Annotated in this window: 14 protein-coding genes and 2 pseudogenes; 7 read left to right on the top strand and 9 right to left on the bottom strand. The window is 69.4% G+C overall.

The features are described 5' to 3' along the window. Positions 1–199 precede the first annotated feature (199 nt). On the top strand, positions 200–2,089 hold the full coding sequence (gene ggt / locus ACZ4S3_RS32410; RefSeq protein ID WP_467940700.1) for a gamma-glutamyltransferase: 1,890 nt from the start codon (positions 200–202) through the stop codon (positions 2,087–2,089). After that, positions 2,085–2,270, top strand: a pseudogene (locus tag ACZ4S3_RS32405) (hypothetical protein); the annotation flags it as partial. The gene ggt and the pseudogene ACZ4S3_RS32405, both read left to right, overlap by 5 nt. Before the next feature lie 97 nt (positions 2,271–2,367). On the opposite strand, the gene ACZ4S3_RS32400 reads toward ACZ4S3_RS32405, so the two are convergent. Further along, the gene (locus ACZ4S3_RS32400; protein ID WP_467940792.1) at positions 2,368–2,718 is read right to left on the bottom strand and encodes a hypothetical protein; all 351 of its coding nucleotides are present in this window, start codon (positions 2,716–2,718) and stop codon (positions 2,368–2,370) included. A gap of 36 nt (positions 2,719–2,754) precedes the next feature. On the opposite strand from ACZ4S3_RS32400, the gene ACZ4S3_RS32395 reads away from it, so the two are divergent. After that, the gene (locus tag ACZ4S3_RS32395) at positions 2,755–3,222 is read left to right on the top strand and encodes a GNAT family N-acetyltransferase (protein WP_467940698.1); all 468 of its coding nucleotides are present in this window, start codon (positions 2,755–2,757) and stop codon (positions 3,220–3,222) included. Between the two features lie 79 nt (positions 3,223–3,301). Beyond that, entirely contained in the window at positions 3,302–4,279 is a 978-nt protein-coding gene (locus tag ACZ4S3_RS32390) for an aminoglycoside phosphotransferase family protein (RefSeq protein ID WP_467940696.1), read from the top strand. Positions 4,280–4,598: 319 nt separating this feature from the next. Here ACZ4S3_RS32390 and ACZ4S3_RS32385 read toward each other — a convergent pair whose 3' ends face one another. From ACZ4S3_RS32385 to ACZ4S3_RS32365, 5 genes are all read right to left on the bottom strand, one after another. Next, complete coding sequence (locus ACZ4S3_RS32385; protein WP_467940694.1) at positions 4,599–4,832, bottom strand: hypothetical protein; 234 nt, start codon at positions 4,830–4,832, stop codon at positions 4,599–4,601. Beyond that, complete coding sequence (locus ACZ4S3_RS32380; protein ID WP_467940692.1) at positions 4,829–5,302, bottom strand: hypothetical protein; 474 nt, start codon at positions 5,300–5,302, stop codon at positions 4,829–4,831. Before ACZ4S3_RS32380 ends, ACZ4S3_RS32385 begins: the two co-directional genes overlap by 4 nt. A gap of 145 nt (positions 5,303–5,447) precedes the next feature. Continuing rightward, complete coding sequence (locus tag ACZ4S3_RS32375; RefSeq protein ID WP_467940690.1) at positions 5,448–5,966, bottom strand: hypothetical protein; 519 nt, start codon at positions 5,964–5,966, stop codon at positions 5,448–5,450. A 53-nt stretch (positions 5,967–6,019) separates the two neighbouring features. Then, on the bottom strand, positions 6,020–7,510 hold the full coding sequence (locus tag ACZ4S3_RS32370) for a sensor histidine kinase (protein ID WP_467940688.1): 1,491 nt from the start codon (positions 7,508–7,510) through the stop codon (positions 6,020–6,022). Next, a complete protein-coding gene (locus ACZ4S3_RS32365; RefSeq protein WP_467940686.1) occupies positions 7,507–8,226 on the bottom strand; it encodes a response regulator transcription factor in 720 nt (239 codons plus the stop codon). The genes ACZ4S3_RS32370 and ACZ4S3_RS32365 overlap by 4 nt, the downstream gene beginning before the upstream one ends. Positions 8,227–8,762: 536 nt before the next feature. Between ACZ4S3_RS32365 and ACZ4S3_RS32360 the strand changes: the two genes are divergently transcribed. Together ACZ4S3_RS32360 and ACZ4S3_RS32355 are read left to right on the top strand one after the other, a co-directional pair. Continuing rightward, entirely contained in the window at positions 8,763–9,434 is a 672-nt protein-coding gene (locus ACZ4S3_RS32360) for a VC0807 family protein (protein WP_467940684.1), read from the top strand. 939 nt (positions 9,435–10,373) lie between these two features. After that, entirely contained in the window at positions 10,374–11,366 is a 993-nt protein-coding gene (locus ACZ4S3_RS32355) for a quinone oxidoreductase family protein (RefSeq protein ID WP_467940682.1), read from the top strand. A gap of 125 nt (positions 11,367–11,491) precedes the next feature. Here ACZ4S3_RS32355 and ACZ4S3_RS32350 read toward each other — a convergent pair whose 3' ends face one another. The 3 genes from ACZ4S3_RS32350 to ACZ4S3_RS32340 all read right to left on the bottom strand — a co-directional run bounded on the left by ACZ4S3_RS32350 (position 11,492) and on the right by ACZ4S3_RS32340 (position 13,886). Further along, positions 11,492–11,785, bottom strand: a complete 294-nt coding sequence (locus ACZ4S3_RS32350) for a hypothetical protein (protein ID WP_467940680.1) — start codon at positions 11,783–11,785, stop codon at positions 11,492–11,494. 218 nt (positions 11,786–12,003) lie between these two features. Then, positions 12,004–12,990 (bottom strand): alpha/beta fold hydrolase, encoded by a 987-nt coding sequence (locus ACZ4S3_RS32345; RefSeq protein ID WP_467940678.1) that lies wholly within the window; start codon positions 12,988–12,990, stop codon positions 12,004–12,006. A 287-nt stretch (positions 12,991–13,277) separates the two neighbouring features. Then, positions 13,278–13,886, bottom strand: a complete 609-nt coding sequence (locus ACZ4S3_RS32340) for a GDSL-type esterase/lipase family protein (RefSeq protein ID WP_467940676.1) — start codon at positions 13,884–13,886, stop codon at positions 13,278–13,280. Positions 13,887–13,912: 26 nt separating this feature from the next. On the opposite strand from ACZ4S3_RS32340, the pseudogene ACZ4S3_RS32335 reads away from it, so the two are divergent. Then, positions 13,913–14,085: pseudogene (locus ACZ4S3_RS32335) on the top strand (IS5/IS1182 family transposase); the annotation flags it as partial. Positions 14,086–14,142 lie beyond the last annotated feature (57 nt).

Genomic DNA, 14,142 nt, shown 5'->3' with positions numbered 1-14,142 from the left:
CCCCCCAGCACGCTCAGCGTCACCGCCCGCAGAGCAGTGCCGCCACCCTGCACTGCCCCTGCACTGTCCCCCCGCTGACGTAGTTACCGAGGGGGAACCTCAGAAGTAGCGCAATTATTCCCGTCAGGCGTTGCTGCACCGATCGCGTCCTGTCAGGGTTTCGGCAATCTCAGCTCCCTTCGAGATACCCGGAGGCGTCTTGCCTGCCCGTCGTACCGTGATCGCCGCCGCATCCGTCGCGGTGTTCGCCGTCCCGCTCGCTCTCTCCCTCAGTGCAGGTGCCCAGCCGGGCATCGGCTCCCCGTCCCGTGCCGATGTGGCCGCGTCGGAAACCGGACTCAAGCCGCCCGCCAAGGAGTCCGTCGCCACCGGTAGCGGCGGTGCGGTCTCCAGCGTCAACCCCTACGCCTCCCAGGCCGGTATGGAGGTGCTGCGGCACGGTGGCAATGCCGTTGACGCCGCGGTGGCCACCGCGGCTGCTCTGGGAGTCGTAGAGCCGTATTCCGCGGGTGTCGGGGGAGGCGGCTATTTCACGTACTACAACGCCCGCACCGGCAAGGTCAGCACCATCGACGGCCGGGAGACCGCTCCGGACCGTATGAAGTCGGACGCGTTCATCGACCCTTCGACGGGCAAGCCGATTCCGTTCCCCGATGCCGTCAACTCCGGCCTCTCCGTGGGCGTACCGGGTACCCCCGCGACCTGGCAGAAGGCGCTGCGCGACTGGGGAACGATATCGCCGGCGAAGGCGCTGCGGCCCGCGACGCGGATCGCCGAGGACGGCTTCGTCGTCAACGACGAATTCCGCGCCCAGACCGAGATGAACGAGAAGCGCTTCCGGAACATCTCCTCCACCGCGAAGCTCTTCCTGCCGCACGGCCAACTCCCGGTCGTGGGTTCGCGCTTCCGCAACCCGGACCTCGCCCGTACGTACCGGCAACTGGCCCGTGAGGGGATGGGTGCGCTCTACCGGGGCGGCATCGGGCGCGATGTCGTCCGGACCGTCCAGCACCCGCCGGTGGCACCTGGGTCCGACACGAAGGTACGTCCTGGCCTGATGGCGGCCGGCGACCTCGCGAAGTACACCGCGCTGCGCCGCGATCCGACCCACACCACCTACCGCGGCCTCGACGTGTACTCCATGGCGCCCTCCGCGTCCGGCGGCACCAGCGTCGGCGAGGCGCTCAACATCCTGGAGAACTTCCACCTGTCCGCGGCCGACCGCGTCCAGGCACTCCACCACTACCTCGAAGCCAGCCGTATCGCGTTCGCCGACCGCAACAGGTGGGTGGGCGACCCGGCCTTCTCCGACGTTCCCACCAGGGAGCTGCTGTCCAAGAAGTTCGCCAAGGACCGTGCCTGCCTGATCAGCCCCACCACCGCCCTGACCAGCCCGGTCGCGCCTGCGGATCCCCGCAGTCCCGGCGCCGGGTGCACGAAGGGGACCGGTAACCAGGAACCGTACGAAGGCCCCTCGACCACGCACCTGGTGGCCTCGGACCGCTGGGGCAACGTGGTGTCGTACACCCTCACCATCGAGCAGACCGGCGGCTCCGCGATCACCGTGCCCGGACGTGGCTTCCTGCTCAACAACGAGCTGACCGACTTCGACTTCACCCCGCTCGCCAAGGACGTGCCCGACCCGAACCTGCCTGGCCCAGGCAAGCGCCCGCGCAGCAGCATGTCCCCGACGATCGTCCTGAAGGACGGCCGGCCGCTCCTCGCCGTCGGCTCGCCGGGCGGCGCCACGATCATCACGACCGTGCTGCAGACGCTGGTCAACCGCGTCGACCTGGGTATGACCCTGCCCGAAGCGGTCGCCGCACCACGGATCTCGCAGCGCAACCGTACGGACACCGAGGCCGAACCGGCGTTCCTCAAGTCCCCGGAGCGCGCCGCGCTGGAACGGCTTGGCCAGCACTTCGTCGAGGCCCCGAAGACCTTCACCCCCTCACCGGAGATCGGCGCCGTCGCCGCGTTGGAGTTCCTCCCCGACGGCCGGACCCAGGCGGTCGCCGAACCGAAGCGCAGGGGTGGTGGGTCCGCGATGGTTCTCCACGAGGTCCCCGGTGCGGGGGCTGCACACTAGGCCATTTCGTCCCGGTCACCGGAAGGCGTACGGGTCTCGCCGCAACCGTCGTTACCGCTGCAACTGCTGTAACCGTCGCAACCACTGCAACCGTCGCCACCTGCGACGGCGCCAGTTCAAGCACCTCATCCCGGAGCCGAAGCGCCGGCGGGCCAACCGCCGGCGCCGAGGCACTGAAGGCTTCCCAATCTTGAAGTCACGGCGTATCGACGGAACGCTGACCAGTGCCTGCGCGCTGGTCCAATGGTGCGCTTCCGACGGCGTTGCTGTGAGTGTCCCTACTTGGCAACGCCGTATCGGTCCGCCTCCGGCTCGTCCGGCCACAAGCCGTGCCAGTCGATGGCGGCCGTGCCCTGGCCAAGAGCCGCTACGAAGCGTTCTTCTGCGCTCCCCGTCGGGGCGTCCTCCATGATGTCCAGCGACAGGTGCGGCTGCAGTGTGGCGTCGTCCGTCGTCGTCACGTCGAGGTCGAACCAGATGTCCTCACCCGCTGGACCGGTACGCATATCCGCGTAGTTGAAGTTCGCCTCAGGCAAGACCGCGACCATCTGCCGCACGTCCGTGACCGTCCGCAGCTCGGCGAAGAGCCCGCCTTCGACCAGGGGGTTCCGGCTCTGACGACATGACATCGGAATTCACTTGATCAACCGTCTTATGGTTTCTGCATGACGAGCACACTCCGTCTGGAGAAGATCAGCCCGGAGAACTTCGATGTCGCGGTCGGCCTACGGGTCCGTCCAGATCAGGAGCACCTGGTCGCGCCGGTCGTGAAGTCTCTGGCCGAGGCCTACGTCTATCCCGACATAGCCTGGCCCCGCCTCATCCTTGACGGCGACCGTCCCGTCGGCTTTCTCATGGCCTTCTTCGACCTCGACTGGATCGGCGATGGCATGGGCACCGACATCCGCTCCGGCCTCTGGCGTCTCAACATCACAGCCAACGAGCAGGGCCGAGGATACGGACGCTTCGCAGTCGAGTCCGTGGCTGCCGAGATCCGCCGTCGTGGCGGCACTCGCCTGACTACCACTTGGCATCCAGGCGAGGGCGGCCCTGAAGGCTTCTACTTGGGACTCGGCTTTCGGCCGACGGGCGAGACGAGCGGGAACCAGACAGTCGGGGAGCTCGACTTGTAGTTGTAGTCCTGGTCGTAGTCCTAGTTCCAGTCCTAGTTCCAGTCGTAGTTCCAGCCGTAGTTGCGCGAGGACTCTGTTCATGGGACAGGCTCTGGCGCGCGGCAAGGTCTTGGAACGTGAGAAGGGTCAGCCGCCTGAGAGGGACGGGGACGTGTTGAGGAATATGGCCTGTGTCGCGCCAGCGGCCCGCGACCGGCTCGTCGTTCGGTTCGGGGCTGAGGTGCTTGCCTGGTGCGACGAACTGCCGACTCTCGTGGCCGGACTCGCCGCTCGCTGGAATCTGGATCCTGTCCAGGCAGGCGGGGGCGGCACCTCGCGGGTGTTCCGCTGTCTGCGGCGTGCTGACGGCACTTCTGTGTGGTTGAAGCTCACACCCGACCCCGTGATTGCCTCAGAGGAAGCCGAAGCTCTGCAGGCCTGGGCGGCGGCTCCGTCGGTGGTCACTCTGCTGGCGCAGGATCTTGCCGCTGGAGCCTTGCTGCTGGAGGGCGTGGAGCCGGGAGTACCGTTGAATCAGCGGGCCTGGCGGTTGCCCGAGGCCGCCGCATTGCTTCGGGATTTGCGGGTCGCTTCTCCCGCGCCAGGCCGGCACTCGGTGGTGCGGCCGCTGTCACACCGGGTCGATTTCCTCTTCGACTTGGCCGGCCGCCGGGCGGCCGCAGCGGACCCGAGCGGGCTGTGTGACTCGGCGGCGCTCGATCGCGTCCGAACGGCAGCCCTGGAACTTGCCACCAGTGGCCCCGTGGGGCTTGTGCACGGTGATCTTCATCTGGCCAATGTGTTGTCCGGTACGGGTGTCGGCATGGTCGCGATCGATCCACGGCCTGCTTGGGGCGACCCCGACTTCGACACGGTGGACTGGGTGCTGGCGGAAGTTGCGGATCTCGCGGAGCTGGAGCAAAGGATCGAGAGGCTGGCGGCGCTGGTTCCCGGGCTGTCTCCCGATCGTGTGCTGGGCTGGTGCCGGGCCCTCGCCGCCCTCGTCGCGGTCCCCAGGATCGCCGCGCGGCGGCACGACTCGGAGACGCAATTTCTGACGGCCCTGGCCCGCGGCTGACGATGGGAAGGGGGAAGGGGGAAGGGGGAACGGGGGAGGGGGCAGGGGCAGAGGCAGGGGCAAAGGCAGTGGGGCTGGCTGGGTTCTCGGCTCCGAGTCCTTGGAAGGTGGCCAACGCCTGGTCGATGTCGATGGTTTTATCCCGGTGGGCCCGAACCCCTGCGCTCGCTGATATTGGCGGGCGTACTCACCGTGGACACCATGCTCAAACCTGACAAGGACGGCGACGCGGAGGGGGTGCCGGCGCCGGTCGCGACCGGGCCGTAGCTGACCGACTCCGCCGGGTGTCTCTGGGGCGGCCCGGCGGAGGCGGCAGGTGTCAGTTTCCGGCGTTGTCGGCGTTGCCGTTGGCGTCCGCCGAGTCGGCGGCGTGCTCGGCGTCGTCGACTTTCTTTTGCATCGCGGGCAGTTGGTCCTTCGAGGCCGAGGAACTGGTGCTCGCGGTCGGCGCCGCGTGGTCCGGCTCGGAGGAGTGCGAGCAGGCGGTGGTGGCCAGGACGGGTACCACGAGAGCAGCCGTTACCAGGGCGGGCAGGCCTCGGCGGCGGCTCATGACGTCGGGTTGGCCGGAGCCGTCTTGCCGTTGTTGTTCGCCTTGCACCAGGTCGCGACGTCCTTCAGGTCCGGCTGCTTCTGCTGGAGAGCGGGCAGCAGTGCCTTGCGGGTGGTGAGGCGGTCGCCGAGGAACTTCGCGATGGCCGCGTGGTTCTTCTTCTTGGCATGGGCGATGCGCTGCTCCAGGAACTTGATCGAGCCGCGCGTACCCACCCCCGCCTCCATCCGCTTGATCCGGCGATCGATCCGGCGTTCCAGCTTCGGCACCCGACGGCACAACGCCTTCGCGCCGTCACCCTTGGGGCCGTTGGCGTGCCGGGAGGCGTGCTGGGGATCCTTGGTGTGTGCGGTGGCCGAGGCCGAGGGGGCCGTGCTGTCGGCTGCGAAGGAGGGGGCGGTTGCGGCCACCATGCCGGTGAGGACGAGTCCCGCGAAGGCCGCGGTCATGGTCGTCTTACGACGCTGCATGAGGGTGTCTCCCATCTGTGTGCTGCGCGGATACGGGCTTACGGACCACCGGCTGGGAAACAGCGGAGGCCGTGTGAGCGCGAAGGTAGGAGCCGTTCTTGTGGTTTCTTTGTGAGGAGGCCGGCCGGCTCGGACAGCGGCGGGCTCAGATACCGGGCCGCTCAGTCAGCCGCTCAGTCAGCCGAGCAGCCAGTCGCTCGGTCAGTCGCCCAGCGCTGTTGTCTGTGGGGTGCACCGAAGTGGGGGCGGTGGGGTTCGTGACCGGCCGTTCGAGGCGTACTCCGCTGCCGTCTGCGGTGACCAGAGCACCGTAGACGAGGGCGGCTACGGCAAGACCGGCCGCTGCCAGACCGGCGATCCACGCATCGCGCCGCCCGCCGAGGCCATGTCGCGCCCTGGACCGGGCGGATAGCACGCCACCGTGCGCGGGCTTTCCGGCCACCGCCGCAGCGTGGATACGGGCATCGTGCGGCGTCTTGTGCACCGGGGCGTCGCGTGCCAGCGCTTCGCGTGGTGGGACTTCGAGTACCGGGGCTTCGCGTGCTGGGGCGTCGCGTACCAGCGCTTCGCGTACTCGGCTTCGGAAGCGTTGGCCGACAGCACCGCTGCCCGCTGCAGCCGCCCCCGCGGCCTGGGACGGGTCCACGATCTTCCCGGTGCCCACGGCGTCCTCCTCCGCGCGCGACGGGCACGGCGCCCGTCCACGCGGTGAGGAAACTAGTGACGTTCCTTGTGGAATTCCTGTCGATGCCCGGCGGTGTCCGTCAGCCAGTCCCGGTGCTGCGGCATCGCCGCCCCGAGGTCACCGGCGCGCGTGAGGGGAAAGGTGATCTCGAAGCGGGCGCCTCGGCCGCCGGGTCCGTCCAGCACACGGAGGTGCGCGCGGTGCAGGGCGATCTGCTGGGCTACCAGCGTCAGGCCCAGGCCGGATCCGGGACTGTCGGCGCGGCGGTGGAACCGCTGGAAGACTGACTGCCGCTGCTCGGGTGGCACGCCGGGGCCCTGGTCGTCCACGGTCAGGACGGCCGCCGGGGCGCCGCCGTCGTCAGCCGCCCGTAGGCTCACGGCGACGTGGGCGCTGCCGTCGGTGGACCGGCCGTGCGCCAGGGCGTTGGCCAGAAGGTTGTCCAGCAGCGAACGCAGCCCCGGCTGCCATCCGTGCACCGTCAGGCCCGGGGCGCTGCGGAGCGTCACCTCGGCCGCGGGATGGTTGCGGCGCAGCTCGGACACGGAGGCGTCGGCGAGGTCGGCCAGATCGACAGGCGCGAACGCGTCCGCCTCGACGAGGTCACCTTGGGCGAGCGCCCGCAGCATCACCAACAACCCCAGCAGACGGGCGTGCCCACGCCGCAGATCCTCCACCGTTTCCGAACGGTCCGTGGGATCGAGGTCCTGGAAGGCGTCGAGGATGTCGAGGTTGGTCTGCATGCTCATCAGCGGGGTGCGCAGCTCGTGGGAGGCGGCGGCCGAGAAGGACCGTGCGGTGGCGAGGGCCTCGGCGGTGCGGGTCGCCTGCTCGTCGTAGCGGGCAAGGACGGTCTGCAGAGTGTGCGCGAGGTCGTCGACCTCGGTGATCCTGGTCGGGGTGTGCTCCAGGCGGGCCGAGCTGGTGTGCGGGTCGAGGCCGCTGGTGCGCTGCTGCAGGCGCCGCAGCGGCCGGGCCGCGCCGGCGGCCAGCGCCCAGGCCAGGGCTGCGGACAACGGAGCGGCGAGCACCGCGACGGTGATCACCCTGCTGCGTACGAGCTGGATCTGCGCCTGGCTCGCGCTGTCCGGGGAGAACAGCCACAGCGTCCCGCGCACCCCGGGCCGGCTGCCGGTGACCGGCACGGTCATGACGCGCCACGTCTGTCCGTGCGCCCGGACGGTGACCGGACGCTCGGTCTGAGCCGGCAGGTGCACGGAGGGGTCGGGCTGGGGGCCGTCCATGACGGTGCCGGCCGGGCCGGTCAGACGGATGCCCACGTCCAAAGCCGAGGTGAAGAGCTTGCGCTGGTGCGCCTGTTCGGCGCGTGGCCGGCCGTGGGACGCGGCACGTAGCAGACCGCGAGCGGCAGTGGCCACGCTCTGGGCGCGCTCGTTCAGCCGCTGGTCGGCCTGGGCGTGCAGATCCTTGCCGACCAGCCCCACCAGCACCCAGCCGGAAGCAATCACCAGCAGCGGCACGACAATTCCCACCACGATCGCGATCCGGGTGGACAACCTCACGACCGGTGCCCCCCTTCGTCGCTCTCGTCGTCGCGCAGGACGAAGCCGACGCCGCGCACCGTGTGGACGATCCTGGCCCGCCCGTCCGCCTCCAGCTTGCGGCGCAGATAGCTGACGAAGGTGTCCACTGCGTCGGTACGGACCTCGAAGTCGTATCCCCACACCCGGTCCAGCAGCTGGTCGCGGGTCAGGACCAGGCCCGCATTGCGCGCCAGGACTTCGAGCAGCTCGAACTCGCGCCGGGTCAGCTCCACCGGCCGGCCGTCCAGGCGGGCGGTGCGCGCCGCCGCATCGAGTGCCAGGCCCCCGACCCGTACGGCGTCCGTCGCGGCCGGCGGCCGCCGGCGCAGCAGCGCATGCAGGCGCAGCACCAGCTCATCGAGGGCGAACGGCTTGACGAGGTAGTCGTCCCCGCCCGCCTGCAGGCCGGCCACCCGGTCCGCGACCTCGTCGAGGGCGGAGAGCATCAGCACCGGTATGTCGTTGCCGCCGCTCCGCAGGCTCCGGCACACCGCGATGCCGTCGAGGTCGGGCATCGAGATGTCCAGGACCACCACATCAGGCGCCGTCTCCGCCAAGTTCGCCAGCGCGCTCCGGCCACCGTCCGCCAGGTCGACGGTGAACCCGTTCAACCGGAGTCCGCGTCCCAGCGACCGCCGGATCGCGGCATCGTCATCCACCAGCAAGACCCGCCCCTGGCTGGCCCTCGCATCCATTCCTGCCTCCGCCTGCCTCCGCACGCCACCGTCATTGACCACCGGGAATCATGCACCACGGCCGCGACCGGGCAGCGGGCGCCGGCGGAACCAGGCTGCCGGCCGACCGGGCGAAGGGTCTCGGTCCACGATCTCCGCCTCTGGGGGTTTGCGAAGTTTGGGGTGTTTGCGGTGTCCGTACGCGCGAGGAGTGGAACGCGTCGGGCATGCGTGGCTTGGTCACCTCGCGGGCGGGGATGCCGTTCGCACCAGCTCCTGGCCGCCGTGGTGAGCCGGGCACCGGCTTCAGCTTCAGCTCCGGCTCCGGCTCCGGCTCCGGCACCGGCTCCGAGGGATGGCGCCATCACCTCGACGCGCGGCGTTGCCGCATCTCCACCCGGTGGTGGAGGCGAGGTGGAGAGCGCCCTCACCGGGACCGGCCTAGGGGTCGATGATTCTGCACCCGCCCGGCTCCTAACGTCGATGCAGGTCGATGCAGGTCGACGTAGGTCGACGAAGTGCCGGATCGCCCGGCCGCCGAACCGCTGGAGGCTCTCATGGAAGCTGCGGATGCGCGGAGCGCGCACCGTTGGCGCGCGTCTTTCGTGCCGCTGATCGTCAATATCCTGCTGCCGCTCGTCCTCTACTACGCGCTCCGGGCGCAGGGCATCGCCCAGTGGCAGGCCTTGATGCTGAGCAGTGTCGTACCGGCGGCGCACTTGCTGGTCACGGCCGTAGTGCACCGACGCGTCGACTACTTCGATCTCCTGGTCGTTGTCCTGCTCGCGGCATCGGCGGCTACCTCACTGATCAGCGGCAGTCCGCGGATGCTGCTGTTGAAGGACGCGGGCATCCCCGCCGTGCTGGGGGTGTGGATCCTGAGCTCGCTGTTCGCGTCCAGGCCGTTTCCGTACCACTTCGGGCGCCGACTGCGCGGGCCGGCCTCGCAAGAGGCGGCGGAGCGTGCCTGGCATGACCTGCCGGAATTGCGCTCTGCGCTGCGGGGACTGACGTGGCTGTGGGGTGGCGCGCAGTTGCTCGACGCCATACTGAGCACCATGGAGGCGCTGGCCCTGCCCGTCGACCTGGTGCCCATGATCGGCAGATTCCAGTCCCTCGCGATTCTGGGTGCGGTGGCGGCGCTCACCGTGCGCCGCAGCCGCACCTTCAGTAGCAGGTACGGCGTACCACTGTTCGGCCTGCCGGCCTCGGCCGCTTCCCCGGCCTGAGGGGTCCGGCGCCACGACGCCGACGACCTCGGGTGTCACTTCACTCTCCGGCGGCGTGATCCGTGATCACCGGCGGTGTGATCCGTGATCAATGGTGAGTCTGGGAGCCGCTGCGGCCGCCATCGCGGGATGATTGTGGCCGTCGCTTGCCGCCCCGCCAAGCAGTTCGCCCTCGCTGGCGACGGCGCTCACGGACCCGACGCCTCCTTGAGGAACGACGGGCAATCCAGCGGATGCACTCCGTTCCTTCCCCCAGAATCAGTAGCAGGGTGAGGACGGCGGCCAGCAGGGCCTGAGAACCGCACGCCACGGGCAGGCCAGCCCGGTAGAAGCCGTAGCTGACCGCCGCCAAGCTCGTCGGCCCGACGGTCAGCACCAGGCGGAACCGGGCCGCAGCACCAGGTGGGCTTGTTCCCCCTGCGGCCCATTGTTTGAGGCCTTCGGCAAACCAGAACGCGGTGAGCGCGGCCGCCTCCAGCGCTGTGAGCAAGGCTGCCGAGCCAAGGTCCACGACCCACATCAGCATGTTCACCATGCTCCGTGAGCAGGGCCGCCTCGAGCCTGAGTACCGCTACTCAAACCTGGATGGCACTCAGTCAAGGTCCGGTGACACAGGACTGACTCAGGAGTGACTCAGGACTGACACAGGACAGTCGTCGACGGGAGAGAGGATGCTGGTCGAACCCGTAGCGCTCAGAGCTGCCACCCAAGCGCTCCCCCGCCAACTGAAGCCCTCGGTCAAACGAAGGTCATGCGAAGGCCACACGAAGGTCATACGAAGGTCAGGGGAGGGTCACGCTAGGGTCGCGCGAACCAGTTGACCGAGCACGGTAGTTGGCGAGTTGGAGCAGCCGGGCCGTAGGGGCGCAGCCTGGTGGTGGCACACCCAGGATGAACCGGCACTGTCTGCCGCCGTGCCGGGCCAGCACCATGGTCACCATGACGAACAGCAGCATGCAGATGAAGGCCATCACGATCCCCGAGTTCGGCACCGCCGACGTCCTCCGTCCCGCCGAGGTGCGGGTGCCCGAGCCCGGTGCGGGGCAGGTCGCGATCGACGTGGCGTACGCGGGTGCCAACTTCGCCGAGGTCCTCTTCCGGCAGGGCGTGGTGGACGTGCCGCTGCCCTTCGTGCCCGGCATCGAGGTCTCCGGCCATATCCGGGCTCTGGGCCCGGGGGTCGAGGGGCTGACGGTGGGGCAGCCGGTCGCCGCGCTGACCATTGTCGACGGCGGCGGCTACGGGGAAGTGGTGACCACTGCGGCCGAGCTGGTTGCCCCGCTGGACGGCTACGACCTGGGGCTGGATGTCGCGGCGGCGCTCCCGTCGAACAGCACCACCGCGTTCCTGGTGCTCGACCGGGTGGCCCGCCTCCAGCCCGGCGAGAGCGTTCTGGTGCACGCCGCTGCAGGCGGCGTGGGCAGCCAACTGGGCCAGGTTGCCCGGCTGCTGGGCGCGGGCCGGGTCGTCGGCACGGTCGGCAGCGCGGCCAAGGTCGAGACGGCCAAGAGCTTCGGCTACGACGAAGCGATCCTGCGCGATCAGCTCGCCGGTGTGGGCGAGTTCGACATCGTGGTGGACATGGTGGGCGGGCCGGCCCGCCGGGCCAGTCTGGACGCCCTGGCCCCGATGGGCCGGCTGGTCGCCATGGGGAACGCCTCGGGCGCGGAGGACGTCGCGATTCCCGCCAACGAGCTGTGGTTCACCAACAAGACGGTCTCCGGCTTCAACCTTGCCGCGTTCTCCGGTGCCTTCCCCGCGGAGGCGGGCCGGGCACTGCGCCGCGCGGTCGCCGCGGCGGCGAGCGGGGAACTGCGCGTGCAGACCGAGACGCTGCCGCTGGCGCGGGCCGCCGAGGCACACCGCCGTATCGAGTCCGGCTCCACCACCGGCAAACTGGTGCTCGCAGTCGGGGGCGCCGGCACGGTCTGACCTCGCGCCGCGGCGTGCTCCGCCGCCGGCTACGCCGGATGACTGCGGCTGCACGACAACGCCCGCCCCGATGGTGTCGAGGCGGGCGTTGAACTGGCTGCAGCTATGTGCCGGTGCCGGAGCGATCAGGCGTTGTTCTCGGCATCGAGGTATGCCTGGATCTTCTGGTCGATGGCGCGGGCCTCGGTGCGGGCGCGGTCGGCCGCCGCGTGCTCACCTTCCTGGTCCAGTCGGTCTGCCTTGGACTTCAGGTCGGCGGACTGCTGACGCAGCTCGTTGATGTTGACCTGAATGGCGCCTCGGGCCACCGCGGCGTGGCCGCTGGTGATCGTGGTGGCGGCCTGTGCGGGCAGGGCCGCGAACAGTACACCTCCGGCCATTACGGCCGTGACGGCGAAAGCGGAAATGTGTCGACGCATAGGGTCCCCCTGGTCGAAAAGAGCGGTTACTTGTTGATAAGCATACGCGAAACGATCTTGCGTTCCTGCAATTGAGGGGGTGGTTGAGGCAGGCTGGCCTGGGAAGATGCGGGAAAATCATCCAATTCCCTTGAATTGGCAGGGCGTTGGTGTGATTTGGGGGTGTTGGTGAAAGTCTCCCGGTGCGGGGCCGGGACCCGGGGTTCTCCGGGAGGGGCTCAGGTGGGCAGGGAGGCAAGCCAGCCGGTCAGGATCTGATTGACCTCGTCGCGGCGCTCCTGCTGGATCCAGTGGCCGCAGCCGTCGAGGACGTGTGACGAGACCAAGCCGGGCAGGGTGGTGGGGTACGCCTTGATCGCGTCGGCCAGCCATGTCGTGGAGGCGTCCAGGGCGCCGCCGATGAACAAGGACGGCTGGGTGAGGGGCGCCCCCTCGAAGGGGGCGAGGTCTTCCCAGTCGCGGTCCATGTTCCGATAGCGGTTGAGGGCTCCACGCATACCGGTCCGCTCGAACTCCGCAGCGTAGACGTCGAGGTCGTCCTCGCTGAGCCAGGCGGGCAGCGATCCGGCCGGGAATCGGTCGCGCAGCGTCCCGCCACGGCTCGCGAAGTGCGGGTCCGGGGCGTCGGTGGCGGGCATGGTGTCGGCGGACAGGGCGGCGTAGAAGCCGGCGAGCCAGCCGCGGACATCTGGTTCGATCTCGGCCTCGGCCCGGCCGGGCTCCTGGAAGTAGCTGACGTAGAACTCCTCGTCCCCGCCCATCTGCGCGAAGATCTCACTGGGTCGCGGCCCACCAGGCGGCGCGTAGGGAACGCTCAGCAGTCCGACCGCACGAAAGACGTCCGGCCTGACGAGGGCGGAGTTCGCGGCGATGACCGAGCCCCAGTCGTGCCCGACGATCACCGCGGTCTGCTCGCCGAGCGCGTGCACCACGGCGACGGCGTCCTCGACCAGGTCGAGCATCCGGTATGCGGCCACGCCCTCGGGCTTGGAGGAACGCCCGTAGCCGCGAGCGTCGAACGCAACCGCCCGGTACCCGGCCGCGGCCAGCACCGGCAGCTGATGGCGCCAGGAATACCAGGACTCGGGAAAACCGTGCACCAGCAGTACCAGCGGCCCAACTCCCTGCTCCACCACGTGGGTTCTGCCGACGGGAGAGGGGACCAGGCGATGGGTGACGGCCGTGGCCTGGACGGGCTGCGACATGCTTCCTCCCGGGTTGCCGATCTGCCGTCGCCGCATGCACCACCGGCTGGTACCGGCTGGCCGCAGTCCAACGGCTCGGGCGACGATCCTTTGACGGATGGCGGGGGTACCGCGAGCCTTATTGCCGGTTCGGCAAATCGGTTCCGGGATCTCGGGCCTCGGGAGCCACGTCACGGTCTGGAGCTGACGGCCGAACTACGGCGCTCCGCCAGGCACAGGAGTGCCGGCTGGGGGCAGATCTGGCCGTGACGGTGACGGAGGGTGAGCGTGGCGGCGGCTGATGCCCGTCATGGGCGCGGGTGGCTGATCCATTCGTGCCACTGGCTGGCGAGGATGAGGTCGGCCAGCCTCTGGTAGCCGCCGCTGCCGGGGTGTGCGCCGTCGCCGGCCATGGCTTCCTGGGTCCAGATGGGGTCGTTGGCCAGGTCCAGAGTCGTGCCGATGAACGGGACGTTCTGTGAGTGGCAGAGGACGGCCATCTCGTCGGCGACTTTCGTGGTCCGTCGCAGATGCGCTTCGCCTGCGCCGATAACCGGTGGGGGGCCTGCCACCAGTGGGGCGATCGCACGGCGCCGGCTCTCTTCCAGGATCGAGGCCAGGTTGTCCAGGCAGCGGGCCGGGTCGACGCGGACCGTGCCGTTCTCCTCGATGGTGTCGTTGCTGCCGAAGGAGACGACCAGCCGGTTGTCGGCATCAGGCAGGATACGGGGCAGGACCTCCTGCCAGCACCGACGCAGAACGTCCTCGGAAGTGTTGCGCCTGATGCCGAGGTTGAAGGCCGTGATGTCGCCGCGGGTGGCCGCGAGCACCCGGCCGACCCAGCCCCGATACTCCGGGTCGCCAATCCCCTGGACGAAGGAGTCACCGATGAAACAAACGCGTAGGTCCCCAGTCACCTGCCCAACCTTACGAGCGAGCCCGATGCCGGCACATCGCGGGGCGAAGGGGGAGGCCACTGCTCGCCATCGCGCCGGCCGCCCGTCCCGGGGACACGATGGAACGGCTGTGGATCGTGGGCGGCACGTTGATCCCGGTGCGTGACTGGAAGGTCGGCGCCTCCTCGGCAACTACCCGTTCTCGGTGAACGTGCAGGTCAAGCCGGTGAACTCCCAACGCATTCGCCGGTCTGGGTGCTCAGAGGTCCCGTGCTGT

The sequence above is a fragment of the Streptomyces sp. NPDC028368 genome (assembly GCF_055565615.1).
The sequence above is the reverse complement of the archived record's forward strand: the minus strand, read 5'-3'. Positions and strand labels throughout refer to the sequence as shown.